Annotated in this window: 19 protein-coding genes; 8 read left to right on the top strand and 11 right to left on the bottom strand. The window is 70.6% G+C overall.

The window, feature by feature from the left end:
* Nucleotides 1-241: 241 nt before the first annotated feature.
* The 6 genes from FK256_RS11760 to FK256_RS11780 form a co-directional block, all read right to left on the bottom strand.
* Nucleotides 242-3,286, bottom strand: coding sequence for a tetratricopeptide repeat protein (locus FK256_RS11760; protein ID WP_141424886.1), 3,045 nt, complete (start codon nt 3,284-3,286; stop codon nt 242-244).
* A 38-nt stretch (nt 3,287-3,324) separates the two neighbouring features.
* Complete coding sequence (locus FK256_RS14780; RefSeq protein WP_009232588.1) at nt 3,325-3,450, bottom strand: hypothetical protein; 126 nt, start codon at nt 3,448-3,450, stop codon at nt 3,325-3,327.
* 228 nt (nt 3,451-3,678) lie between these two features.
* The gene (locus FK256_RS11765; protein ID WP_141424887.1) at nt 3,679-4,521 is read right to left on the bottom strand and encodes a hypothetical protein; all 843 of its coding nucleotides are present in this window, start codon (nt 4,519-4,521) and stop codon (nt 3,679-3,681) included.
* Complete coding sequence (locus FK256_RS11770) at nt 4,521-4,961, bottom strand: YbjN domain-containing protein (protein WP_021605678.1); 441 nt, start codon at nt 4,959-4,961, stop codon at nt 4,521-4,523. Before FK256_RS11770 ends, FK256_RS11765 begins: the two co-directional genes overlap by 1 nt.
* A 125-nt stretch (nt 4,962-5,086) precedes the next feature.
* On the bottom strand, nt 5,087-5,521 hold the full coding sequence (locus tag FK256_RS11775; RefSeq protein WP_021605679.1) for a hypothetical protein: 435 nt from the start codon (nt 5,519-5,521) through the stop codon (nt 5,087-5,089).
* 174 nt (nt 5,522-5,695) lie between these two features.
* On the bottom strand, nt 5,696-6,751 hold the full coding sequence (locus tag FK256_RS11780) for a hypothetical protein (protein WP_021605681.1): 1,056 nt from the start codon (nt 6,749-6,751) through the stop codon (nt 5,696-5,698).
* A gap of 625 nt (nt 6,752-7,376) precedes the next feature.
* On the opposite strand from FK256_RS11780, the gene FK256_RS11785 reads away from it, so the two are divergent.
* Nucleotides 7,377-8,522 (top strand): alpha/beta fold hydrolase, encoded by a 1,146-nt coding sequence (locus FK256_RS11785; protein WP_244936400.1) that lies wholly within the window; start codon nt 7,377-7,379, stop codon nt 8,520-8,522.
* Nucleotides 8,498-8,635 carry a hypothetical protein gene (locus tag FK256_RS14695; protein ID WP_244936402.1) on the top strand — a complete coding sequence of 46 codons (138 nt, stop codon included), beginning with the start codon at nt 8,498-8,500 and terminating at the stop codon, nt 8,633-8,635. Before FK256_RS11785 ends, FK256_RS14695 begins: the two co-directional genes overlap by 25 nt.
* A gap of 103 nt (nt 8,636-8,738) precedes the next feature.
* Here FK256_RS14695 and FK256_RS11790 read toward each other — a convergent pair whose 3' ends face one another.
* The 5 genes from FK256_RS11790 to FK256_RS11810 form a co-directional block, all read right to left on the bottom strand.
* On the bottom strand, nt 8,739-12,413 hold the full coding sequence (locus FK256_RS11790; protein WP_244936404.1) for a DUF4011 domain-containing protein: 3,675 nt from the start codon (nt 12,411-12,413) through the stop codon (nt 8,739-8,741).
* A 328-nt stretch (nt 12,414-12,741) separates the two neighbouring features.
* Nucleotides 12,742-13,785, bottom strand: a complete 1,044-nt coding sequence (locus tag FK256_RS11795) for an ABC transporter ATP-binding protein (protein ID WP_141424889.1) — start codon at nt 13,783-13,785, stop codon at nt 12,742-12,744.
* Complete coding sequence (locus tag FK256_RS11800) at nt 13,766-15,622, bottom strand: ABC transporter permease (protein WP_211343575.1); 1,857 nt, start codon at nt 15,620-15,622, stop codon at nt 13,766-13,768. The genes FK256_RS11795 and FK256_RS11800 overlap by 20 nt, the downstream gene beginning before the upstream one ends.
* A 2-nt stretch (nt 15,623-15,624) precedes the next feature.
* The gene (locus tag FK256_RS11805) at nt 15,625-16,746 is read right to left on the bottom strand and encodes a thiamine ABC transporter substrate-binding protein (protein WP_244936406.1); all 1,122 of its coding nucleotides are present in this window, start codon (nt 16,744-16,746) and stop codon (nt 15,625-15,627) included.
* Between the two features lie 405 nt (nt 16,747-17,151).
* Complete coding sequence (locus FK256_RS11810; RefSeq protein ID WP_141424891.1) at nt 17,152-17,985, bottom strand: NAD(P)H-binding protein; 834 nt, start codon at nt 17,983-17,985, stop codon at nt 17,152-17,154.
* A 111-nt stretch (nt 17,986-18,096) separates the two neighbouring features.
* On the opposite strand from FK256_RS11810, the gene FK256_RS11815 reads away from it, so the two are divergent.
* The 6 genes from FK256_RS11815 (at nt 18,097) to FK256_RS11840 (ending at nt 24,234) form a co-directional block, all read left to right on the top strand.
* On the top strand, nt 18,097-18,528 hold the full coding sequence (locus tag FK256_RS11815; RefSeq protein ID WP_141424892.1) for a winged helix-turn-helix transcriptional regulator: 432 nt from the start codon (nt 18,097-18,099) through the stop codon (nt 18,526-18,528).
* 388 nt (nt 18,529-18,916) lie between these two features.
* The gene (locus tag FK256_RS11820; RefSeq protein WP_141424893.1) at nt 18,917-19,984 is read left to right on the top strand and encodes a YdcF family protein; all 1,068 of its coding nucleotides are present in this window, start codon (nt 18,917-18,919) and stop codon (nt 19,982-19,984) included.
* A gap of 90 nt (nt 19,985-20,074) precedes the next feature.
* A complete protein-coding gene (locus tag FK256_RS11825) occupies nt 20,075-20,509 on the top strand; it encodes a TetR/AcrR family transcriptional regulator (protein WP_141424894.1) in 435 nt (144 codons plus the stop codon).
* Nucleotides 20,510-20,582: 73 nt separating this feature from the next.
* Entirely contained in the window at nt 20,583-20,948 is a 366-nt protein-coding gene (locus FK256_RS11830; protein WP_128831276.1) for a hypothetical protein, read from the top strand.
* A 165-nt stretch (nt 20,949-21,113) separates the two neighbouring features.
* Nucleotides 21,114-21,431 (top strand): DUF4235 domain-containing protein, encoded by a 318-nt coding sequence (locus tag FK256_RS11835; protein ID WP_021606423.1) that lies wholly within the window; start codon nt 21,114-21,116, stop codon nt 21,429-21,431.
* A gap of 289 nt (nt 21,432-21,720) precedes the next feature.
* Nucleotides 21,721-24,234: a (Fe-S)-binding protein gene (locus FK256_RS11840; protein WP_141424895.1), complete on the top strand. Its 2,514-nt coding sequence runs from the start codon at nt 21,721-21,723 to the stop codon at nt 24,232-24,234.
* The last annotated feature ends 8 nt before the right edge of the window (nt 24,235-24,242 follow it).

The raw sequence follows: 24,242 nt of genomic DNA on the forward strand, positions 1-24,242 counted from the left end.
GGGGTCGTGATGCCCAAGGCTTATCATTCCTCGCCCGGCCGCGGCCGTCAGCCGATTCACACGGGGCGAACCTCCCACGCATCACATTCGCGATACGCCACCCGCCCGTGCCCCACGGGGACCTTTGACGCGTACGGGGACACTCCGTGCGTACGGGGGCCGGATTCCTATCCCCGTACGCACGACACTCCCCCGGCCGCACAGGATGTCCCCGACGGCGGGCGGGACGCAGCGCTGAGGGTCAGCGCAGCGTCTCCTCGATGGAGACCACGAACTCCAGGGCGTCGTGCCCGTCCCACTGCGGCTCGCCCAGCAGGTCTCGCACTCGGGCGCAAGCGGCCAGCGCCTCCTGGCGCTCGCCGCGCTCGGCGTGTAGGCGCGCCAGCATGCACAGGGCGCGCGAGGCCGAATCCCGATCCTCGGTGTCCATGTATCCGTCGTAGGCGGCCTCGCAGTGCTGGACGGCCTGCCAGTTCTGGCCGGTACGCCACAGGATCCAGGCCATGTCGTCGTGCCAGTCGCCGATCTCCCAGGCCGAGGAGTATCCCTCGGTGTCGGCCACGCCGGCGAAGGCCTGACGGGCCTCCTCCATGACCTCCTGGGCTTCGGCGAGCCGGGCGCGGGCCATGGGCAGGGTGAGGTCGTCCACCAGCGCTCGGGCCGAGCGGCGCAGCGCCCGGCCCCGGTCCAGACGCCCCTGGTCGGTGCGGGTGTCCTCCAGGTCGGCGGCCCGACGGAACAGCGCGGCGGCGCGCACATTGTCCTTGAGGTTGGAGGCGGCCATCGCCGCGTGCGAGAGGTACTCCCCCGCCAGCGCCCGGCGTCCCTGGTCCTGGAGGATCCGGGCGGCGGCCAGCGAGTGCTCGCCGACGCTCTCCTCCTCGCCCATGGCCATGCCGGTCTGGGCCAGGAGCCGGTGCAGGTACAGGGCGATGCTGTCCGCCCCGGCGCGTTGCGCCAGCGACAGGGCGGACTCCAGGACCTCGGCGCTCTCCAGGTAGCGTTCGGAGGCCTCCAGCGCCGAGCCCAGCGACAGCAGTGAGGCCACGGCGTACAGGGAGATGCCTGCGGCCAGCATGATGTTGGCCTGCTCGCGGAACTGGGTGATGGCCTCGTCGAACTGGCCCACCTCCATCGAGGAGATGCCCAGCAGGCGCCGTCCGCGGGCCGCCAGCACCGGGGAGACCATCTCGTGGCGGCGCATGACCTCCTCGGCCAGGAGACAGCCGTTGTAGACGTCGCCGCACTCGGCCAGGACCTCGGCGCGCGCCATGTCGAGGATGTCGTCCATGCGCTCGGCGTGGCGGTCCTCGGGGACGGCCGCGGCGGCCCGGGCGACGACTTGGATTGCCCCGAGCGCCTCGTCCCTGGCGTGCAGGTCGGTGAGGACCGAGGCCCCCACGAGCAGCGCGTCGGCGGCCAGTACGAGGGCGTCGGTGCCCCCGGGGTCGAGCAGCTCGGTGTACACCAGATCCTCCACCTGCGCCTCGATCTGCCCGATGAGCGTGGTGGCGCGTCGCAGGCGCCGGTCGTGCTCGGCCTCCTGGGAGCGCTCGGCGATGGAGTCGGCGGTGATCTCGTTGTCGAGGTTGAGCAGGTCGACGTAGTAGGCGCCCAGCGGCCCGAAGGCCAGCTCGATGAGGGGACGGATCCGCAGGCGCTCGGCGATGGCCTCCTCCATCTCAGTGCGGCAGGTCAGGGCGGCGGCCCGCAGCAGTCCCGTGTGGTACTCCAGCCCCGGAATCTCCTCGCCGGGAGGCGGCAGCAGGTCGCGCGTGGCGACCTGGTCGACGACGTACCAGTAATCCATCGTCGATGAGCCGATGCAGCGGCGGTGCTCGACGTAGCGGCGCACCGCCTCCTCCCCGCTGCGCACCGGCCGGGGCCGCACGAGGTCCACCAGGGGGAAGGGCTCGTCCCCGCCCTGGTGGCTGGTGGCTCCGCGTCCGGCGCGGGAACGCCGGCCTCCGGCCTCCGGGCCCGACGACGTCGTGCGGGGCGCGTGCTCCTGGACCGAGCCGTCGTCGTCGGCCACGAGTCCCAGCAGGGAGGCGACATCGGGCTCGGCACCGTCCTCATCCGTGGTCAGGCTCGTCTGAGCCGGCTCGGGCAACTCCTCGGAAGGTTCCAGAAGGTCGACCTCCACCCCCAGCCCGTGGACCGCGCCGGGGGCGGTGTCGAAGGCGGCCCGCGCCAGGGAGCGCTCCAGGTGGTCGGAGATCGTGCTGTTGCCGTTGCGCACGTCGAACTGGTGGGCCAGGCGCCGGGCCCAGCCGGTCATCTCGGCGTAGGCGCGCGAGATGGTGGTGGAGGCAGCCAGCCCCGGCAGGGGGTACCACAGGTCGGCGGCCGGGAGCTCGACGCCCAGTGCCTCCTCGCCGCGGCCGGCCCGCTCGGCCTCGCGCAGCACCAGGCTCATGCCGCGCAGGGCCGACAGCAGCACGTAGGCGGACTCGGCCTGGGCCAGCCAGGGCAGGTGGCGTCGCAGAACGTCCAGACCGCGGTCCACCCGGCCCACGAGCGCCAGGTACTCCAGGTGGTAGGCCACGGAGATGAGGGCCTTGGGCGTACGGCGGATCTCCCGGTAGGAGCGCAGGTGCGCCTCCCATGCCGCCCGCGGCCGCCCGGAGGCCAGCAGGGGCAGCAGCACGAGGGACTGCATGGTCTGGGGCTGCACGGAGCAGCCGACGGCGCCGGTCAATACGGGCACGGCCGTGGCCACGGCCAGATCCCAGGCTTCGGTGCGGTAGGCGAAGGCGACCTGGCGCATGGGGTCGCAGCCCTCGCAGTCGGCGTTCTCATCGCGGTGGGTGGCCCGCCAGGCGGCCAGCTCCTCGGCGGCCTCCTCCTCCAGGCCCAGCAGGCCCGCCACTGATGCCCGCTCGCCGTGGACGACGTGCATGGAGGCGCCCTCGGCGCGGTAGAACTCCTCGAGGCTGGCCTCGAGCTGGCGGACCTTGTCCTTGGAGACCTTGGGGTTGGCGCCCGCCACGGCCACCGCCCACTTGAAATGCCAGTGCAGGGTGCGCACCTGGGCGTCGTCGAACAGCTCGGGGCGGCGCTGGTAGCGGGCCAGATTCCACACGAAGGGCGCCAGCGCCTTCCACTCCTCGTTGCCCTGCTGGTAGGCCTCGGTCAGGGCCAGTCGGGTGGCGACCCGAAGGTCCTCATCGCCCAGGGCGTCCGCCCAGCTGACGGCCTCCGCGACGAGAGCCGAGGCCTTGGGGCCGTGGCCGAGGGCATCGGCGTAGGCCAGGCGCTCGAGGATGTCTTCGCGTGTTGTCATGGGGTCTGTCCTTCCGGGCGAAGCCTGGCGTTGCGCCGTCATGAGGCGAAGGCTCCCACCATGTCCTGCGAGGACGCGCGGAGAATGGTCCACGCGCCCCGGGAGCGCCGCGGGAGGAGACCCGCCATCCCGGGCCGCTCGACGGTGAACGGCGGCGTGGGCATATCGGGCTCCTTTCGTCCAGCGGGGCGGTTGTCCGACGTCCAGTGTTACCGAACAGTTATAGAATCCGCTACCGCTGCGGCAACGGGCAACTCGGTCGCAGGGCATGTCGGGAGCCGACGCCGTACCCCGACCGGCCGGTTTCAGAACCGCCCGCCCCGGTGACGGCTCCCACCACTCCAGTGTTTCCAACGAGTTTCGGGCGACTGGGGTCGTCGAGCCCGTATGGACTACGACACGAGCAGGGGCTCGGGGGTGTCGGTTGTCTCAACCTCGGTTCCGCCGTCAGCATCACCCGGGGAGGTCGTGCCCTTGTCACTCTTGACGCCGGCGGCGGGCTCTGCGTGGATGCCCGCCCGGACCCGCGCATGCGCGTCGGCTCCTGGGCCGTCGACGAAGACGGCCATCTCGACCGTCGCGTCCGTCATCCCGTCCATCACCGTCTCCGTGGGCGTATCCGCGCTCGTATCCGGCCGGCCGGCGGGCTCGGCGACGTCAACGAGCCGGGTAGGGTCAACCGGTTCGGCGGACCCGGCCGTATCAGTCGCCTCGGGCAGTGCGACGACGGCCGCCTCCTGCGCGCGGGCGGGCTCGGCGTCGGAGTCGATATCGCGGCGAGTGCCGGCATCGCCGTCGAGTAGGTCGAGGACCTCGCGCAGGGCCTCGTCGATACCGTTGAGGGCGAAGTCCATGGCGCCGGCGAGCTGGGCGTCGTCGAGCCCGACGGCGATGTTGATGAGGACCTCGGCGCACAGGCCCAGACCGGCGTCGTCGACCTCGGTGTAGAGGGCGGGGATGAGCCGGCCGCTGGAGACCTCCTGGGCCACGGCGCGCACCCGCGAGAGCTCCGCGGGCCCTGGGGCCGGGCCGTCGAACTGATGGTGGGCGCGCACGACGAGGATGCGGCGGTCGACCACCATGAGCACGTAGTCGAAACCGGCCACCCGAGAGCGCACCACCCCCTCGGACAGGTCCATGTCGTAGCCGTAGCCGCGCTCGGCGAACCAGGCGGCGAGCCGCCTGAGGGTCACGGTCGGGGTGACGGACCCCTCCGGCTGGTTCCACCAGGCCATCAGTCCTCCTCCCAGGTGATGAGCTCGGGGAATCGCTCCTCCACGGCGGAGAAGAAGGCCCGGGTCATTCCCAGACCCATGTCCATGAAGGCGTCGAGCTGGACGTCGCTCATGCCCGCGCCGATGTAGGCCACCATTTGGGTGCTCAGCAGCAGCGAGCTCGGATCGTGGGCGGGGGTGACGGCCAGGTCCGGCCCGTAGGTGGAGCGGTGCTGGGTGTCGATGAAGGCGCGCATCTCGTCGAGTCTCTCGGCCGCCGGGCGCCCGCGCCACATGCCGGCCACGACCAGGGCCGCCTCCTCGTCATGCAGGTAGACACCGATGTCGCAGCCCGGGAAGCCCATGAAGACGGCGCCATCCTCCTCCGGCCCGGCAGCGATGCCGCGCTGGGACAGCCAGTTCTCGACCCTGGTCAGGGTCAGTGCCGGTTGCACGCTCATGGACGTTCTCGACTCCTTCCCGATACGAGGTCCGATGCAGATCTGGTGAGAGGCTCTGATGCGGGGATCGCGGCATGGGCTGTGACCGCCCGGACCGGCCGCCGGCACCGGCGCGCGAGCTGGCCTCAGAACTCGATATCTGCCGCGATGTCCGCGACGGTGTCGACCTGGCCGGCCCCGGTCTGTGCGCTGCGCACGCTACCCGGAGAGGCCCCCTGACTCATAGCCGGGTTCGAGGCGCCAACAGCGTCGGCCCACCCCATCGAGGCCGAACCGCCCTGGCCGCCCGAGGCTCCGGGGCCGTCCGGGAGCCGTCCCAGCGCCTGGTCCAGGGAGCGGCCCAATACCCCGGAGGCCGACTCGGCCAGTGTCAGGCAGCGCGAGTCCATCTGCTCGGGCGTCTTGTAGCCCCGGCGGGCGGCGGTGCGCCGTCCCTTCCCCGCGCGCGAAGCGGGCTCGGTGCGCGAGCCGCGGGAGCGCTGTGATGCGCCTGCGCCTCCTCGCCCGGCCGCCCTGGCGCCGGGAGAGCTGTCTTGGGACTTCTTGCGGAAGCCGACCATGATGGTCCTTTCGGGAGCGGTGTCGAGCGGCCACGGGCCGCACGGGGAGCGAAGAGTTGAGGAGCCGACGGGCTCAGCGACGAACTCGGCGGAGAACCTCTGGGAGCGTCGTCGGGCTCGGGCCGCGTCCGCGAAGCCGGCGGGCCAGGCCGGGCGGGCGGCAGGATGGAGACGTTAGCGGGGCACCTCGCAGGAGAGCTGGTCGGCGGCGTGGGCCTGCTGGCTCCACAGCTCCTCGGTGAAGGTGTCGTCCAGAATGGAGCGGGCCAGCGGCTCATCGGGGCGCATGATGTCGCGCACCGTCTGAAGGATGAGCTGGCGCCGGTCGGTCAGGCCCTCCTGACCGAGGATCTGGGCCGATCGGCCCAAGCCGCCCATGAAGTTGACGTACTCCATGGCGTGGTACTGGGGAGAGACCTCGTCGGGGCGCAGCTGGTGGGTGCGCGTCTCCAGCGCGTTGCGCACGTCTCGGCGCAGGGCGTCTTGCCCGCCCTCGGAGCGCACGTAGAAGGGCAGTAGGCGGTTCATCATGAGGTGGTGGGCGATGGCGTAGTCGACGTAGTAGAAGAAGGCTAGGCCCACGCCCTCCTCATCGGACTGCTCGGACTCGGACTTCTGCCATTCGGCGTAACAGGTGGTCTTGGCGACCTCCTTGGCCCAGGTGGGTGCGGCCGCCATGGCCTCGGTCGGCTGGAAGGCCACGCGCGACTTGCAGCGCGGGCAGGTGATGAACACCGGCATGTGGTAGAGCTCGGGCAGCGGCACCGGGTCGCCGCATTTGTCGCAGGTGAAGGAGAACTGGGCCTGGCGCCAGTCGGTCATGGCCCGGTTCCACTCCTCGCGGGCCTGCTCGGCGCGGCCGGGGGCGAAGACCTCCTCGATGATGTTGCGCAGGCGCACCTCGAAGCCGCCCACGAGGTTGGCCGCCTCCTGGAGGCGGGCGGAGAGCTGGCGATCCTCTTCGATGGACAGGTCGGCGTCGATGTCCAGGAACGGGGCGAAGTGCTTGGCGAAGACCCGCTGGGCCTTGGTGTGCAAGAACATGATCTGGGCCTCGACCTCCGAGCGGAAGGCGGAGACGGAGGCCGGGTCGGTGATCTGCATCTCCATCGCAGTGCGAGCCGAGCTGACACCGAACTCCCGGGCGCGGGCCTCCAACCGGTCCAGATAGGTGCTCAGGCGCTGAGTGAGTGCCTGAAGCCGCCGGTAGTAGCGGACGTAGGCGGACATGTCAGGCTCCTTGCGGTGGAGGATCGGGAGTATTACTGAGGAAGGCACCGGTTGCCGGGGTTGTCCGGGCGCGACTCGGTGCCGGCGACGACGCCGACTCGCGAGCCTGGCGCAGAAGGCACCCACGGCTGCCAGCACTGTGGATGCTACTCAACTGGAGACTTCAACTGCGACCTGATCGTGATCTTTTGAAATCGCGGAGCCCAAAATCTGGGCAGGGCTCCCCCTTGCCATTCCTCCGACGATATGGCTTCTCGACTGTCTACAACGGCGGCGCCGAGCCGGAGAAAAGTCGGGGCCGTCCTCGAGGTGGAGAAACACAAGAAGCACCGACAAGTGACAAGGATCATAGTGTCGGTGCTGGTGTCAATGGCCCGATCATGGCGTCCGTTGTGATCTGGCCGTGACTCGGCCAGGGCTAACGGGACAGGTGCTTGAAGGCAGTCGCTAGCCACGGCGGGCCTAGCGGGAGCGCCGTGAGGAGCAGGCGGGACGGATGGTGGTCGAGAGCAGGTGCGCCTCCCCACCCAAACCGATAGGCTGAAACGGTCCGCGGGTATCACCCGCCCCTCAGACGCTCGACCTCTATCCGACACTGTCGTCAAGCACCCAAGGCGCAGTTGCCATGTCTCATGTCAAGACGGCGATGATCATCTGGTCAGTCCTGGCCCTCGGCCTCATCATCTACTACGTCTGCCTGCGCCAGCACGTGCTTCGCATTCAGGACCCACGGGGCGAGGTCTACGGAGCCGCCGCACTCACGGTAGTAACGCTCGGGGGCCTCCTCGCGGCCCTGGTCATCCGCATCGTCACAGCGTTTCTGCACCGCCCAGCCGCGGCGGCCGCCATCTCGCTGCAGATCTCGCTGCTGACCGGCGCCCTCCTCATCCTCATGGTGGCGCTGTCGCAAGTCACGGCTTTCACGCCCGCCGTCGAGGGGCCCGACCCGATCTCGGAGCTGCGCTCCGTCACTGTCAACGGCCGCACTGAGTGGCTGTCCCTGCGCGGCCAGGACCGTAGCAAACCCGTCCTGCTGTTCCTCTCCGGCGGGCCAGGAGGCTCACAGCTGGTGACCGCCCGTCACTGTTTCGCCGACCTGGAGCGCGACTACGTCGTCGTCACCTGGGAGCAGCCGGGGGCGGCGAAGTCCTACGGCGCGATCAGCCCCGCGGATATCACTCTCGACACCTACCTCTCCGACGGGGCCGCGGTCACTGAGACCCTCAGACGCGAGTTCGGTCAGGACCGCATCTACCTCATGGGCGAGTCGTGGGGCTCGGCACTGGGGCTCATGATGGCGCGCGAGCACCCGGAGTACTACCGGGCTTTCGTCGGCACGGGCCAGATGATCGACTTCCTCGAGACCGAGAGGATCGACTATCAGATGGCTCTCGAGGACGCCCGGAGGACCGGGAACCGGAAACTCGTCGACAAGCTCGAAGAGCAGGGACCACCGCCCTACAAGTCGGGAATCGCCCTCAAGACGAACGCCTACCTCTCCCCCTGTATGGGACGTCGGCGCGTACCGGACAGCTCCATGGCGCCACCTTCTCCACCATGGACGGACCCTACGGGGTCGAGTACGGCCTGCTCGACAAGGTGTCCTTCTTCTGGGGCCTGTACCGGACCTTCGATTCGTTCTACGGCAAGCTCTACCCGATCGACCTCCGCCAATGCGCGGCCGAACAGCAGATCCCGATCCATATCTTTCACGGCCGCTACGACTACAACGCGCCCGCCGGCCTGGTGGAGGACTACTACGCACGGCTGAGCGCGCCGCGCAAGTCGCTGGTCTACTTCGAGCACTCGGGCCACAACCCCTGGCAGACCGAAAACGAGCTCTTCATCGACCACGTGCGGCAGGCCTTCGCCGAGTCGGCCTGAGGCGGCTCCGCGCGTTCGTAGGGTAGGTCTCGCGTTCGTACCCTTTACCCCTCGAACGCGCACTCTAAGGCACGAACGCGGCGTGCTCGGCACACTAGCGGGGCTACGACTGCTCGCGCTCAGCCTCCTTAAGGGCCCGGGTGAGCGCCTCCGACACCCCGCGCGCACCGAGACTACGCTTCTTGGCGCTCAGACGCTTGAGCGCCCACGTGAACAGGTCCTCCCGGGAGACCCACTCCGGGTTCTTGGCACGCGCCTGAGCCATGAGCCCCATCAGCTCACGAGGATGGATCTCCTCGATGGAGTCCACATGGTCCAGGGCGTTACGGCGGTAGGTCGGGGCCGCGAGCGCGTCGTCCCGGCAGGCCCACACGAAGCCGTCCTCGTCGAAGTAGGCGAAGGCCTCCCCCAGGGCCACCCTGATCGACTCCTCGCGCGACTTGACGGTTCGCGACAGTCCGAAGGCGCGGGAAATCTTGACGTAGAACCGGCGCCGCGCGATCGGGGCCTCGACCTGGCAGATGGCGGTGGCGACCTCGACGAGCACCTTCCTGGCCTCTGGATCAGTGCCAGCCCGGTCAAGGATCTCCAGGGGGCGCACACCCGCCGGGCTCCAGGCGGTGTACTCGCCGCCCGGGGCCCGCGGACCGGGGGCGGGCGCCATCGCATCGCCACCGCCTGCATCGGCGGAGTCCTGGACTGCGGTCCGAGCATCGTCGTCGGCGAGCGGCGCGACGTCCTGGGCCTGGCCGGTGTGCTGCGGTTCAGGCACGGCCGCCGTCGGTGTCGGCGGTGTCCAGTGACCGCCGGCAGCCTTGACGAGCCGGGCGACGACAGCCTGCGGGTCCGCCAGCCACTCGGGCGTCCAGACCCGCTCGACCCGTTGCCAGCCCATGGTGCGCAGGACGTCGACCGGCAGCAGGTCGCGGTCGACGACGCCCTCCCGCCTGTTCCACTGCGACCCGTCGAGCAGGACGGCCACGGCGGGGCGGTCTGGCTGGTCGGCGCGCGCCAGGACGAGGTCGATCTCGAAGGTGGAGTGGCCAACGCCGGTGCGGACCGCGAGCCCGGCCGCCTCCAGTGCTCCGGCGATCTCACGGCGGTGCCAACTGAGCGGGCTCTGCGAGGCGGGCAGAGCCCGCGGGGCCCGTCCCTCGGCGGCCTGGTGGAGGTAGGCGCGCAGGTCTTTGACGCCCCGGTAGGCGGTCCGCTCGGCGTGCAGGTCCTGGGGGTCGAAGCTGGTGAAGACGATGATCTGCCTGCGGGCCCGGGTGATGGCCACGTTGAGGCGGCGCTCGCCGCCGGCGTGGTTGAGCACCCCGAAGTTCAGCGGCAGGTCGCCCCTCGCATTGGCCGAGAAGGTCACCGAGAACAGGATCGTGTCGCGTTCCTCGCCCTGGACGTTCTCTAGGTTCCTGACGAACAGGCCGTCGCGGGCGTCGAGGGCCTCGATGACCCGGGGCGAGGCGGCCTCGCGCAGGCTGTCCTCAATGAGGTCGCGCTGGCGATCGTTGAAGGTGATGACGCCCAGCGAGGGCAGGCGGTCGGGGCAGGCCTCGACGTGCCGGAGCACCTCCTCCACCACGCGTTGGGCCTCAAGCGGATTGGTGTTCGGAGAAGCACTGGAGTGCCGGGCGCAGTCCTCGGGCCGGAAGTAGCGGCCGCGGACCCGTCGCAGCGAGATGCCGTGACCGCCGGGGGCGTCGTCGGCCCCGGCGGCAATCGTCAGCGGGCTGGGGAAGGTGTGCAGTCGGCCGCCGTAGTAGTGGCGGTTGGAGAAGGCGACGAGGGACTCGTCCCGGCTGCGGTAGTGCCAGGTGAGCCGGTGCTGGAGCAGGCCGCTGTCCAGGCAGCGGGTGAGGATGGAGTCGGCCTCGGACGCCTGCTCCCCTCGTGTCTCGCCGGCGCCGGGGGTGGGCGGCATCTGCTTGGGGTCGCCGACCACAACCACGCTGCGGCCGCGCCCCATGGCGCCCACGGCGTCGGCCACCCGGATCTGGGAGGCTTCGTCGAAGACGACGATGTCCACGTAGCGCCGGTCGGCCGGGAAGAACCGGGCCACCGAGTCGGGTGAGACGAGCAGGCAGGGCGTCAGGGCGGTGATGAGGTCGCCGTAGGCGCTCATCAGCTCGCGCACGCTCATGGCGCTGCGACGGCGGTTGAGCTCGCTGCGCAGCTCCTCGGCGCGGGCGGCGGCCTCCTGCAGGACCCGGTCTCGGTGGGCCAGGACGACGTCGACCAGCTCAGGTGTCAGAGCCGCCCGCAGCTCGTCCAGGGCACTGCGGTAGCGTTCGATGAGCCGGTTGTGAGCAGCGGCGTCGAAGCGGTCCAGACCGGTGGCGCGGGCCCGCTCCTCCAGGGCGGCCTGGACCTGGACGGTGGTAGAGCCGGCAGAGTCGGCGGAGTCCCCGGATTCTCCGGAGTCCCGGAGCTGGGCGAGCACTTCTCGTGCTCCGCTGTAAGACAGGCCGCCCGGTGCCGGCTCGTACAGGCCGCGGCGGTAGGCGTCGAGCTCGGTGCGGATCCTGGCCAGCTCGGTGCGCAGCGCAGCCGGGGTGGAGCCTCCGGCCGCCTCACCGGTGCCGACGTCGACGCCGTCTCCGGACTCTCCTCGCCGCAGGGCCAGGGCGCGGCGCAGTGCCCGGCGGACCTCTGTCGGCTTCATGCCGTTGTCGTGCAGGTTGAGCAGCAGGTCGCCGATACCGGTCTCCTCGCGCAGGCGGCGGGCAACGACGTCGAGGGCGGACTTCTTCTCGGCGACGAACATGATGGACCGGCCCGTGGCCAGCGCCCGGAAGATGAGGTTGGAGACGGTCTGGGACTTGCCCGTTCCGGGTGGCCCTTCGACGACGATGCTGCGTCCGGCGACGGCGTCGGCCACGACTCGGGCCTGTGTGGAGTCCGCGGCCAGGGGCAGGTTCTGGGTCGCCTCGTCGATGTCGATGTCCCTATCGGCCGGGCCCGCCGGGTCCACGAAGTTCTGGCGCCCTCCCGCCATGAGGTGGGCAACCAGCGGGCTGGCGGCGATCGTCGGCCAGTGGTCCTCAAGGTCCTTCCACATCCGGTAGGTGGAGAAGCGGAACAGCCCCAGGTGGACTGTGGGGGCGACGACGTCGCCCCAGCCGGCGCGCCGCAGACGGTCGCGCACGCCGTCGAGAGTGGCCCGCAGGTCGATGCCGTGCTCGTCGAGCCGCGGGTTCCTCAGCTCGGTGAGCTCGATGCCGGTGTCCCGAGCGAAGCGGTCGAGGAAGGAGTAGTTGGGGGTGGAGGCACCCGTCTCGTCCAGGATGATCCTGAAGTCGTCTCCGGTGCGTTCGAGGTTGACCGGGATGAGGATGAGCGGGGAGTGCAGGCGGCTGCCGTCGCTGTCCCACTGCAGGGTTCCGATGGCCAGGTAGAGGTTGTTGGCGCCGGTCTCCTCGACGGCGGTGCGGGCGCCAGTGGCCAGGGCCTGGAGACGCTGCACACGCTCGTTGGCGGTGAGCTCGACCTCGACGGTTCGCTCTTTCAGGAGCGAGTCCGCGCGGGCCTGCTCCTGCTGAAGGTCCTCGTCGGACAGCCCCGCGGGCCGGTGTCGTCCCGCGGTGAGGGTGATGTATTCCTTGTCATTGACAAGGTCCTCGAACTCGCCGATGAGCGCCGGTGGGACGCGCAGCTTCACGGCGTGGCGGGAGACGCGATTGATGAGGGGATTGCGCAGGGAGAGATCGAGCAGGCTCTTCTGCCAGTCCCGGACCCGCTTCGGGGTCCGCTGGGGAGGGAGGTTGTCAGAGGTCATGGGGATCATGGCGGTTCATGGGTGGTTGGAGGGATGTGCGTCGACCCGCTCGCCCGAGTCGGCCTGACCGATCCGGGAGCCCCGCGCACCGCAGGCCCGTCAGTGGGGACGCCGATGGCCGCCGGTGGACGGCCGATGCGGGCAGGGGTGCGGATTGCTCCGGCCGACGAGCGCAGATTACAACGGCGCTGCGACACGATCGGACACCACCCGTCCCAGACATCCTTCCTCCGCGCGTTCGTAGGGTAGGTGGCGCGGTCGCACCCTCTACCCCTCGAACGCGCGACCTAAGGTACGAACGCGACACCGGGGCCTCCGCCCCAGTGCTTTACAGCCGGGCGGTGCGCGCGGGGTCGAGGCGCAGGGTGACAGACTCGCCGGCGTCGTGGGGGCGCCGCGCCAGGGCGGCGGCACGGGCCGGGCTGCCGCCACTGTCAGCATCGGCTTCTCCAGTCAGTTCGGCAAGCCGCTCGGGATCGAACTCGACCTCCACCTCCCACTGGCCGCGGCGCAGGCGCGAGGCCAGCACAGTGGCCGACAACCGCATCTCCTCGGGCCCGCCCCGCACCCCCGTCTCCCCCGCCGCGTCCCCGACCACGCACAGTGCGCCGGGGGCGAGGGCGAGATCGCCGACGACGTCGAATCCCAGGAAGCGCGCCACGTTGCGGCTGCCGGGGTCGGCCCACAGGCGCTGAGGCGTGTCCAGGCGCAGGAGTCGGCCGGCCTCCATGACGCCGACCCGGTCGGCCACGGTCATGGCCTCGTCCTGATCGTGGGTGACGTAGAGTGCCGTGGTCCTGCCCTGGCGCAGGATGGCGCGCACGTCGGTCGCCAGCTGCTCGCGCAGGGCCCGGTCCAAGGCGGACAGGGGCTCGTCGAGCAGCAGGAGCCGGGGGGCCGGCGCCAGCACCCGGGCCAGGGCCACCCGCTGCGCCTGTCCGCCGGACAGGGTCGTCACCCGCCGCCGCTCGAAGCCGGGAAGCCCCACGAGCTTGAGCATCTCGCGCACCCGCTCGCCCCGCCGGGCGCGCGGCAGGCCGGCGAGCCCGTAGGCGATGTTGCCGCCGACGTCGCGGTGCTCGAAGAGCTGACCGTCCTGGAACATGAGGCCGAAGCCTCGTTTGTGGACGGGCACGCGCACCACGCCCCGCCCATCCCAGGCGACCGAGCCGTCGGCCACGTCCTCCAGACCGGCGACCGCCCGCAGGAGCGAGGACTTCCCCGAGCCGGAGGCGCCCAGGAGGGCGACGACCTCGCCCGCGGCCACGTCCAGGTCGACGCCGTCGACGGCGCGCAGGTCCCCGTAGGCCACGACGAGCCCGCGCACCGACAGGCCCACGGAAGCATTGGTATCACTGGTCTCCGGGCTCATCGCCGCCCACCTCCGTCCGTCCTGGGCCCGCAGAGCCGGGCCCTCCCGCCATCGTTGTCCGCCGCTTGCCCGCCGCGCCCGGACCATCCGCCGCTCGAACGTTGCCGAACACCACTCGCCCGCTTCTCCCGGGGCCGAGCCGGGTCTGGAGCCATTCGCAGCCAAGCATGACGGCGGCGCTGCCCACCGCCAGGACCACGCCCCCAGCCAGGGCCATCCCCTGGTTCTGGGAGCCGGGGCTGCCGATGAGCCGGTAGACGACCACCGGCAGCGTCGGCTCCTGGGGCCGGGCCAGGAACGACGTCGCCCCGAACTCCCCCAACGACGTCGCCAGGGCGAAGCCGGCCGCCAGCCCGCCGGCGCGCAGCAGCTGGGGTCCATCCACGGTCAGCAGCACCCGGCCGGGCCCGGCCCCCAGGGCGGCCGCCGCCTCGCGCTGACGCGGGTCGATGGCGCGCAGCGCCGGCAGCAGGGTGCGCACCACGAGCGGCACGGCCACGACGGCCTGCGCCAGCGGCAGGATCCACCAGGAGCGGGTCAGGGCCAGCGGCGGACGCGCCAGGGTGATGAGGAAACCGAAGCCGACCGTCACGGCGGACACGCCCAGCGGCAGCATGAAGGCGGCGTCGAGCCCCATGACCGCCCGGGCGAGTGCACGGCTGCGGGGACGGCGCGAGACGACCAGGCACACCGACACCCCCAGCGTCAGGGCGATGACCGCGGCCGCCACGGCCACGGCCACCGAGTTCGCGGCCGCCTCCCACACGGTCACAAGCAGGGCGTTGCGCCCGCCGGTCGTGCCCAGGTCGGTGTAGTTCGCCAGCGTCCAGACGCCATCGCGCTGCAGGGAGCGCGTCACCAGCACCGCCATCGGCGCCACCATCAGCCCCACCACCGTAACGGCGGTAACCGCGAGCGCGGGTGCATCGGCGGCCCGCAGCCGCCCGGCGGGCGCCTCGGTGCGCAGCCGCAGGCGCGTCTGGGTGGCGGCGCGCGCCCGCTCGGCCGTCCACAGGGCCAGCGCGATGACGCCGAGTTGGACCACGGACAGCACGGCGGCGCCCCGCAGGTCGAGGTACTGGGTGGTCAGCCGGTAGATCTCGGTCTCGATGGTGCCGATCCCCACCCCGCCGAGCACGAGCACCACCCCGTAGGCGGTGGCACAGAACAGGAAGGTCAGGGAGGCGGCCGAGGCGATCGCGGGCGCCAGCGCGGGCAGGGTGACGGTGGCGAAGGCCCGCATCGGCGAAGCCCCCAGGGCCCGGGCGGCCTCCACGGCGCGAGGGTCGAGCCGCGACCACATGGTCCCCACGGTGCGCACCACGAGCCCGTAGTTGAAGAAGGCCAGCGCGGCCACGACCGCGCTCAGCGTCCCGTCCAGGGCCAGCACCTCCAGGGGCCCGCCGCGGGTGACCAGGGCGTGGAAGGCGACGCCGACGACGACGCTCGGCAGCACGAAGGGCACCGTCACCACTCCGCGCAGCAGGTCGCGGCCGGGGAAAGTGCGCCGGTAGAGCACGAGGGCCCCGGGGATGCCGAGGGCCACGCACACGGCTGTGCCGAGCGCGGCCTGGGTGAGGGTCTGCCCCAGGATCCGCCAGGTGCGCTCGCGGGCGAGGACGTCGCCGAAGCCGCTCAGGTCCAGGGCGCCGTCGGGCGCGAGACCGCGGCCCATGAGGGTGGCCACAGGCCAGGCGAAGAAGAGCGTCAGGAAGGCCAGCGGGCCGACGACGGCCAGGCTCCAACCGACCCTCTCGCCCCAGCCCGGCCGGGGCCCGCCGGGGCCGGCGTCGGCGCGTGCTCCGACGTCGGCGGCGGTGGCCTCCTCGCGCGGCACGCTCACTTGCCGACGGCCTCGGTCCAGGTATTCAGCCACTCCTCGCGGTGCGCAGTGATCTCCTTGGGATCCACGCTCACTGGAGCGCTCGACAGCGGGCCGAACTTCGTGAGGGCCTCGGGCAGGGCGGCGTCGGACAGGACCGGGTACATGTACATCTGGCCGGGGATGTCCTCCTGGACGGCCTTGGAGAGCATCCACTTCACGAAGGCCTTGCCGCCCTCGGGGTTGGCGGCGCCCTTGAGGACCCCGGCGTACTCGACTTGGCGGAAGGCCGTATCCAGCAGGGCGGAGGTGGAGCTGGAGGCGCCGTCGTCGGAGACTGTGAAGGAGGGCGAGGAGGCGTAGGAGACGACCACGGGGTAGGTGCCCTTGCCCCCGGCGGAGAAGTCGGTCTCGTAGGCGGTAGTCCAGTCCTCGGCGATGCGGACGTCGCACGCGACGAGCTGCTTCCAGTAGTCGGAGAAGCCTCCGGCGCCGAAGTGGCCGATGGTGGCCAGCAGCCAGGCCATGCCGGGCGAGGAGTTGGTGGGGTTGATGGCCACGAGCAGGCCCTTGTACTCGGGCTTGGCCAGATCCTCGAAGGTGGCCGGGGGCGTGAGACCCTTGCCGGCGAAGTAGCCGGTGTCGATGTTGAGGCAGACGTCGCTGACGTCAATGGGCGCGAGGGCCGGGGTGTTGGCGATGACGTAGCCCTCGGCGCCCTTGGGCAGGGTGACGGTGGCGGAGGTGTCGATGACGCCCTGGTCCAGGGCGCGGGTGGCGTAGGTGTTGTCGATGCCGAAGACGGCGTCGCCCTGGGGCGCGTCCTTGGCCAGGACGAGCTTGTTGACCAGCGCGCCGGCGTCCCCGAAGGTGGCGAACTTGAGGGTGTAGCCGGTCTCGGAGGTGAAGGCCTTGACGAGGTCCTCCGAGACGTGGAAGGAGTCGTGGGTGAGGACGGTGACGGTCTTGGAGTCGGTCTTCTTGCTCTTGCCGCAGGCTGCCAGGCTCAGGCCGACGGCGCCGGCGGCGGTTCCCGTGAGCAGGGCGCGGCGGCTGAGGGCCGGGCGGGTGCGGCCGGGCAGCGGTGCTCGGGCGGGTGCGGCAGGTTGGGCCGGGTGGCGGGTGGGCTGAGTGTTCATGTGTGCCTCCTGGATGGTTCTCCGGAGGGCCCGGCGGCCACCTGCGGCGCGCCGGGGAGATGGTCTCGACTTCCTTCGCCGGTGCTAACCGGAGCAGGTTCGAGGGTCTGCGGGCTTCCGCACTCTCAGCGCCGTCGGCGGCGGCCCATCGGCCAATCGCGGCCGGGCCGACGACGGGGCGCTCCCCTGTCGTTACAGGTCGACTGTAGTTCGACGCCGCCCACCAGCACCAACTCCGTCCGGCCTGCACGTGAGATCGTGGCGCACTGCCCGCGCGTTCGTAGGGTAGGTCGCCGGTTCGTACCCTCTACCCCTCGAACGCGCGACCTAAGGTACGACCGCGCGCCGAGCAACTGGTGTGCGTCCGGGGTTACCTCATCCACTGAAGTCCGCCAACCTTATGTCTCATGACACCGGGGCCCTGGCAACCATAGCCTCGGCTGCGACGGCGAGCGGATCCATAGGATCCCCGTCCAGCAGACGGGGGAGGTCGTCACCCGTTCCGGCCAGGAATCCGTGCCGGATGACGCTGGCTATTGAGAGCATCAGGGATTGGCGGAAGGCCGGCATCCCATCCATGGCAAGCAGTCGCTGCCGGTACTCACCCAAGCTGACGTCCCTCACCTCGCAGCCCAGATGGCCTGCGACATCGGCAACTGACACCGCAGGACTTCCCACCAGCTCGTAAACCATCCCCTCGTGCCTGCCCGGATCGCTGAGGACTGAGGTGGCCGCGCGGGCCAGATCTTGCCGCGCCACCACGGCCACGGCCCCGTCACCCAGCGGCGACACGATTCTCAGCGTCTCCCCCGTCCCCTTCTTCTCCCATGAGAGCAAGGCGCCGAGAATCTCGGAGTAGACGCCGTTGCGCAGAATGGTCCACGTCATGCCGCTGGTCATGATGATTCGCTCGGTGACCCGGTGCGGCAGCGCCATTGATAGGTGGTCGCCCGCGCCGGTGAGGCTCGTGTAAACGAGGTGAGAGACACCGTCGCGCGCCGCGCCCTCAACAGCGGCGCGGTGGAGGGCGATATGCCGGTCGTCCTCCTGTGCCCCGGCGGACACCAGCAGCAGGGTGTCGACGCCGTTGAAGTCCAGGCCGTCCGGGACGCTGAAGTCAACATGCCGTTGCCCCACCGACGGCGTGCGGCTGCCACCCACCACCGGAATACCGCGAGCGCACAGCTCCGCCAGGACGGCTGAGGAGAACCGCCCGCTCGCACCAGTCACCATGATCATGAGTAGGCTCCTTCAGACTCAACCGCGCTCCGGCGGCCGGCTCCCGCGACTACCGGGCCCGCTGCGCATGAGCCTGAAGCATCGTGCACGCACCCACAAGGAGGCAGTTTCTTGTCACCGACGCACAGCGATGTGACCACCGGCGGGCCTGGGCCAGCACCTCTGGAGCAATGCACCCAGGCTCATCGGGAGGATCCCGGCATCCGGGCGGTCCACGACCGGCTGGGTGACAAGTGGTCCCTGCTGGTCATCGTCGAGCTAACTCGCGGTCCACTACGTTTCCGTCAGCTACAGCGTGCCGTCGGCGGAGTCTCCCAGCGCATGCTCACCCTAACTGTGCGTCGGCTCGAACGTGACGGGCTGGTGCGCCGCACGGTCTACCCCACTGTTCCCGCCCAGGTCGACTACCGCCTCACCGCGATGGGGGCGAGCCTGACACATCTACTGGGGTCTCTGGCCGACTGGTCGCTGGCACACCGGGAGGACATCGCCCGCGCTCAGGCCGACTACGACCGCACCCACCCTGGCGATCCCGTGCGTTAGATCGTGGCGCACTGCCCGCGCGTTCGTAGGGTAGGTCGCGGGTTCGCACCCTCTACCCCTCGAACGCGCGACCTAAGGTACGACCGCGCGGGCCTGACAGCCGGCACCTACACGGTCGGGCCCATCGACCTCCCCCTAGGGAGGAGCCAGGATGCGGGATGTCGTCCAAAGGGCGGAGGAGTCGGCCCCGCGAATCGTCCCAAGGGCGCTCACACTCTCCTCCCGGCGCCTTCTAACCTGACCGCATGAGCGCGGGGCGATGGCCACCCACTCCGGACGCATGGTGACTGCCAGCCCACCTGCCCCGGTCACTCCGCCTCACACCGGAGGCTCCCGCAGCCGCGTCTAAGAGAACCCAAGCCCCTGCACCACGAGAGGAACCCACCCGATGAGCATCCTCTGGCTCCTCTCCACTCCATTGGTCTACATCGCCGCCCTGGCGCTGTGGTGGGGACTCCTCAAGCTCTCGCGGCGCCGCGACGACCGCAGGCTGCGCAACGGGCTCCTCCTCCTGCTCCTGACCGGCTCCGCGATCAACGCACTGCTCTACCTCGCCTCCCTCATTCCCGCCCTCAGCATCCCGGTAGGGCTGGGCACCGTCGCCTTCACCCTGCTCATCGCCCTTATGCCGTTCCTGCTCATGTTCAACGGCGTCGTCCTCATCCGCCGCGAGGGCCGCCGCCTGAGCAACCTGCTGTGTCTGGCGGCCGGCCTGGGACTCATCGCCACGCCGATGGCCGCCGCCGCCCTCGTGGCCACCGCCAACCCCTGGAGCCTGCTGGCCGCCGCACTCATGTTCTGCGCCTGCGCCTACCTGGGCGTCTTCCTGCTCATCTTCTTAAGCCAGACGGTGGTGCAGCGGATCTGGGGCGGGCGCCGAGCCATGCCGCACCCCGACGTCGTCGTGGTCCACGGCGCAGGGCTCATCAACGGACAGGTCGGGCCGCTGTTGGGCTCGCGGGTCAAGGGCGGCATCGACGCCTGGCGCGACGAGGACGCCCTGCGCCCAGGCGTGCCGCTACTGGTCATGAGCGGTGGTCAAGGCCCCGACGAGCCGATCAGCGAGGCGCGCGCCATGGCCGACTACGCGATCGCGCGCGACATTCCGGCCGAGAGGATTCTCCTGGAGGACCGTTCGACGACGACCCGCCAGAACATCGCCTACACCCGCGATCTCCTGGCCGAGCGCGGCATGGCGGACCCGCAGGTGCTGCTGGTGACGAGCTCCTTCCACGCGGTGCGCACCGCGATCCTGGCCTCCGACATGGGGGTGCCGTGGGCAGTGGCACCGGCGCGCACAGCCTGGTTCTACATCGTCAACGCCTGGCTGCGCGAGTACGTCGCCGTCCTGACCTATCGGCGCCGGCCAGCTGCCGTCTGCGCCGGATTCGCCGGAGTCTTCGCCGCGCTGTACGCCTTGCTGGTCCTCGGTGCCCAGACGAGGCTCATCGGCTGAGTGGAGCCACGTCCCCCAATAAATCCCTCAGTCACGGATTTCAGAATGAACGTTCTTGACTGACTGTTCCAGAACATCTATTCTGAATTCATGGGACGACGACGAACCTTCATCGAGAGCGAGGCCATCAGCTCCGCCACGGCGGTCTTCGCCGAGCGCGGCTTCGCCGGCTCCTCCGTGGACGACCTGGTGCGGGCCACCGGCGTCAACCGCGCCAGTCTCTACGGGGTCTTCGGTTCCAAGGACGGTCTCTTCCAGCGCTGCCTCGCCAACGCGCTGACCGCTCTGAGCCCCAGGGCCCCCCGGAGCGAATCCACCGACGCCGCTGGGGCAGGCCACGAGGAGCTCGACCTGGTCCTCGTGGCGCTCATGGAGCTCGCCCCCTGGGACCCGGCCGTGCGCGACGCCCTCGCGACCACCCTGCACCAGGCAGGCGTCACCGCCGAGGCGCTCGGCCAACGCCTGCTGGAGCGAGCCGGCGCTACGGCGTCGGACTCAACAGCACCAGTCTCACCGCCGACATAGCCTGCACCGGCCCCGCCAGCACCAGCCAGAAGCACACCTCCCAGCCGACCTGCCCACGAAAGGAGCAGACGTCATGAGCCGCAACACCGTCACTATCACTGATACCTCCCTGAGCGTCGAGCCGCACGGGCTGGACAAGATCTGGTCCTTCACCTCCCGATTGGAGTTCCCACTCGCGCACGTGCGTGGCGCCACCCACGACCCCGGCCTGCGCCACGAGCCCAAAGGTTGGCGCGGGCCAGGGCTGCAGACGGGCGGCAAGCTCGCTGGAACCTTCCACGCCAACGGAACGGCGCAGTTCTGGAACATCTCCGGCTACGAGAACACGCTGGTCATCACCCTGGAGGACGAGCGCTTCACGCACCTCTACCTCACGGTCGACGACCCCGCGGCCCTGGCCGCCAAGATCAACGCCGCCATCCGCCCCGCCCAGGCCTGAGCCCGTCGAGCCCGATCCGGCTAGGCGCAGGCGCCACGCGGGCGGGTACTGCCTGCGCTGTCGGCGCCGGTACGGCATGATCGGGGCGGAGCCGTACCGGCGACACCGGTCCGGTACCAGCACGCAGGCACCTACGCCGCCCGACCGGGGCGCAAGGAGGACTCAATGAGCGCACAGGACCACACCGAGATCGACCAGACCACCGACTTCATGTGGAAGGCGACCGCGGCCGTGGCCACGCTCGCCTCCGGGTTCGCAGCGGAGAAGGTCGTGGCGCTGGGCTGGCGGGCAATCACCGGCAAGCCCGCCCCGCGCGAGGAGGACCAGCTCCTCAACTACAAGCTGGCCGAGGTCATCGCCTTCGCCGTCATCTCCGGGGCCACCATCGCGCTGGTGCGCGAGCTCGGACTGCGCCAGGCCGCCAAGTGGTACAGCGCCCGCCGCCCCGACTCCCCCTACGCAATGCGCGCCATCGGCAGCTGAGAACCATTCCTTCAGGGCGTGCCGGTCCCATCCTGGGGTCGGCACGCCCTTTGTCTGCGGCTCCCGTGTCACTCCGGGAGACTTTTCCCGCCCACGAACCGTTCACGGGCCTCCTGCGCGCGCCCGGCGCCGACCCGCCCCGCGCCCTCGACCACGGCTCCTCACCGAGCCGCGGGTAGGCTGACGGGAGCGCCAACGGTGTGCCGCGCAGGCGACCCTCCGGGGCGCCGTCGGCCCACCGCCGCGTGATTCCGTTTTTGCCTTCGCAAACCTGAGGAAACCCGCCCCGATGAGTGCCGTGCAGATTGCCTGTGTCGTCATCGTCGTCATCGCCACGACGATCGGTATCGCAGTTTTCGCACGCGCCTGTTTCACTATTGGCGCCCGCATGGCCGTGGGCCGCGGGACCGCGCCGGAGCGCCTGCGCCCGGTCGGCCGGCGCCTGGCGCTCACGCTGGGAGCGCTCGTGGGCCACACCGCGTTCAAGGGCCGCCCCTTCATCAAGGCCGCCCACTGGCTGGTCATGGTCTCCTTCCCACTGCTGTTCCTCACGCTCGTGGCCGGTTACGGGCAGGTCCTGGGCGGACCCGACTTCGCCCTGCCCCTCATCGGGCACGCCGCCTGGTGGGCCTGGATCGTCGAGCTCATCGCCTGGCTGTCCACGGCCGGGATCGTGGGCCTGACGATCCTGCGCTGGCGCCTGACCCGGGCCGGGCGAGCGGCCCCGCCCTACGCCCCAGACTCCGACGGCGGCAAGCGTCCACGCACCTCGCGCTTCGCCGGGTCGACGTCGGCCCAGGCGAAGTTCGTGGAGGCCACGATCATCGGCGTGGTCGCCTGCGTGCTGGCGCTGCGGATGCTCGAGCACGCCCACCTGGCCGCCTCCCCCGACCCGGCCGAGCACGCACTGGCCTCCTGGTGGCACTTCCCGCTGACGGCCTGGACCGGCCCCCTCCTCGCCCCCCTGAGCACCGGCACCCTGGGCAACGCAATCCTCATTGTCGCCACCATCAAGGTGGTGCTCTCGATGAGCTGGTTCGTCGTCGTGGGCCTCCAGCCCTCGATGGGCGTGGCCTGGCACCGGTTCCTGGCGATCCTCAACGTCTACGCGCGCCGCGAGGTGGACGGCTCCAAGGCCCTGGGCCCGCTCCAGCCGCTCATGATCGGCGACGAGCCCCTGACCGAGGCCACCATGGACACGCTGGAGGAAGCCATGGAGGCCGCCGACTCCGGCGAGGGGCCCGAGGTCAAGTTGGGCGTAGGCCGCATCGAGGACTTCACCTGGAAGGGCCTGCTGGACTTCTCCACATGCACCGAGTGCGGCCGCTGCCAGGACCTGTGCCCGGCGTGGAACACCGGCAAGCCTCTGTCGCCCAAGCTGTTCGTCATGGCGCTGCGCGACCACCATGCCGCGGCCGCCCCCTACCTGCGGGCTGCCGGCGCCCTGGGCGTCGAGCCCGACGACGTCACCGAGGAGATGGTGGCCTCTCGTCCTACCTCCGGCGGGATAGTCGGCAGGGTGCTGGGCATGCACGACGGCCTGGCGCGCGAGACCAACCTGGGCCTGGAGCCGGGCACCGCCCACACCGGCGATGTGCTCGGCGCGCTGCTGGAGGCCAAGGCGGCCCCTACCGAGACGGGTGTGGCCACGCGGCCCGCCCCCCTGGCCGGGGAGGTCATCCCCGCCGACGTCCTGTGGTCGTGCACCACCTGCGGGGCCTGCGTGGACCAGTGCCCGGTGGACATCGAGCACCTCGACCACGTCGTCGACGTGCGCCGTCAGCAGGTGCTCATGGAGTCGGCCTTCCCCAAGGAGCTCGGCGGCATGTTCCGCAAGCTGGAGTCCAAGGGGAACCCGTGGGGGCTGCCGGCGCGCAAGCGCATGGACTGGGCCAAGAACCTGGACTTCGAAGTGCCGGTCATCGGCGACGATGTCGAGAGCGCCGCGGACGTCGATTACCTGTTCTGGGTGGGCTGCGCGGGCGCCTACGAGGACCGCGCTAAGAAGACGACGCGGGCGGTGGCCGAGCTGCTGCACACCGCCGGCGTGAGCTTCGCTGTGCTCGGCGACGCCGAGACCTGCACGGGTGACCCGGCCCGGCGCGCCGGCAATGAGATCCTCTACCAGATGCTCGCCGCGCAGAACGTGGAGACCCTGGGCGAGGTCGGAGCGCAGAGGATCGTGGTGACCTGCGCGCACTGCTTCAACACGATCTCACGGGAGTACCCGCAGATCGGGGGCCACTACGAGGTCCTCCACTACACCCAGCTGCTGGACCGCCTCGTGCGCGAGGGCCGACTGCACCCCCAGCCGCCGCAGGCCGCGGGCGGGCCGGGTTCGGCCGGCGGCGCCACCGTAGAAGGCGCCGAGTCGCAGCCGGCGTCCCCGGCTGCGGCGTCGTCGGACCGGGACGCGGCCAGTAAGGCGGAAAGCGAGCCGACCATCCCGACGGTCACCTACCACGATGCCTGCTACCTGGGCCGCCACAACCAGATCTACTCCCCACCGCGCGAGCTGCTGGAGGCGACCGGCGCGACCACGGTGGAGATGCCGCGCAGCCGCGATCGGGGCTTCTGCTGCGGGGGCGGTGGGGCGCGCGCCTTCATGGAGGAGACGATCGGGACGCGGATCGCCGTCGAGCGCTCGCGCGAGGCCATCGGCACCGGCGCGCAGGTCATCGCCACGGCATGCCCCTTCTGCACCACAATGCTCTCCGACGGCGTCGCCTCCGAGGGCGCGGACGTACGGGTCACCGACGTCGCCACCCTCATGCTGGAGGCCGTGCGCCGCGGCGGGGAATAGCTGGTCTC

Source organism: Actinomyces johnsonii (assembly GCF_006546835.1).
Lineage (GTDB): Bacteria > Actinomycetota > Actinomycetes > Actinomycetales > Actinomycetaceae > Actinomyces > Actinomyces johnsonii.

Bases quoted from the DNA above. Each gene is read 5' to 3' on its own strand.
- FK256_RS11760 (WP_141424886.1), bottom strand. From the start codon at position 3,286: ATGACAACACGCGAAGACATCCTCGAGCGCCTGGCCTACGCCGATGCC.
- FK256_RS14780 (WP_009232588.1), bottom strand. From the start codon at position 3,450: ATGCCCACGCCGCCGTTCACCGTCGAGCGGCCCGGGATGGCGGGTCTC.
- FK256_RS11765 (WP_141424887.1), bottom strand. From the start codon at position 4,521: ATGGCCTGGTGGAACCAGCCGGAGGGGTCCGTCACCCCGACCGTGACC.
- FK256_RS11770 (WP_021605678.1), bottom strand. From the start codon at position 4,961: ATGAGCGTGCAACCGGCACTGACCCTGACCAGGGTCGAGAACTGGCTG.
- FK256_RS11775 (WP_021605679.1), bottom strand. From the start codon at position 5,521: ATGGTCGGCTTCCGCAAGAAGTCCCAAGACAGCTCTCCCGGCGCCAGG.
- FK256_RS11780 (WP_021605681.1), bottom strand. From the start codon at position 6,751: ATGTCCGCCTACGTCCGCTACTACCGGCGGCTTCAGGCACTCACTCAG.
- FK256_RS11785 (WP_244936400.1), top strand. From the start codon at position 7,377: ATGTCTCATGTCAAGACGGCGATGATCATCTGGTCAGTCCTGGCCCTC.
- FK256_RS11790 (WP_244936404.1), bottom strand. From the start codon at position 12,413: ATGACCTCTGACAACCTCCCTCCCCAGCGGACCCCGAAGCGGGTCCGG.
- FK256_RS11795 (WP_141424889.1), bottom strand. From the start codon at position 13,785: ATGAGCCCGGAGACCAGTGATACCAATGCTTCCGTGGGCCTGTCGGTG.
- FK256_RS11805 (WP_244936406.1), bottom strand. From the start codon at position 16,746: ATGAACACTCAGCCCACCCGCCACCCGGCCCAACCTGCCGCACCCGCC.
- FK256_RS11810 (WP_141424891.1), bottom strand. From the start codon at position 17,985: ATGATCATGGTGACTGGTGCGAGCGGGCGGTTCTCCTCAGCCGTCCTG.
- FK256_RS11820 (WP_141424893.1), top strand. From the start codon at position 18,917: ATGAGCATCCTCTGGCTCCTCTCCACTCCATTGGTCTACATCGCCGCC.
- FK256_RS11825 (WP_141424894.1), top strand. From the start codon at position 20,075: ATGGGACGACGACGAACCTTCATCGAGAGCGAGGCCATCAGCTCCGCC.
- FK256_RS11830 (WP_128831276.1), top strand. From the start codon at position 20,583: ATGAGCCGCAACACCGTCACTATCACTGATACCTCCCTGAGCGTCGAG.
- FK256_RS11835 (WP_021606423.1), top strand. From the start codon at position 21,114: ATGAGCGCACAGGACCACACCGAGATCGACCAGACCACCGACTTCATG.
- FK256_RS11840 (WP_141424895.1), top strand. From the start codon at position 21,721: ATGAGTGCCGTGCAGATTGCCTGTGTCGTCATCGTCGTCATCGCCACG.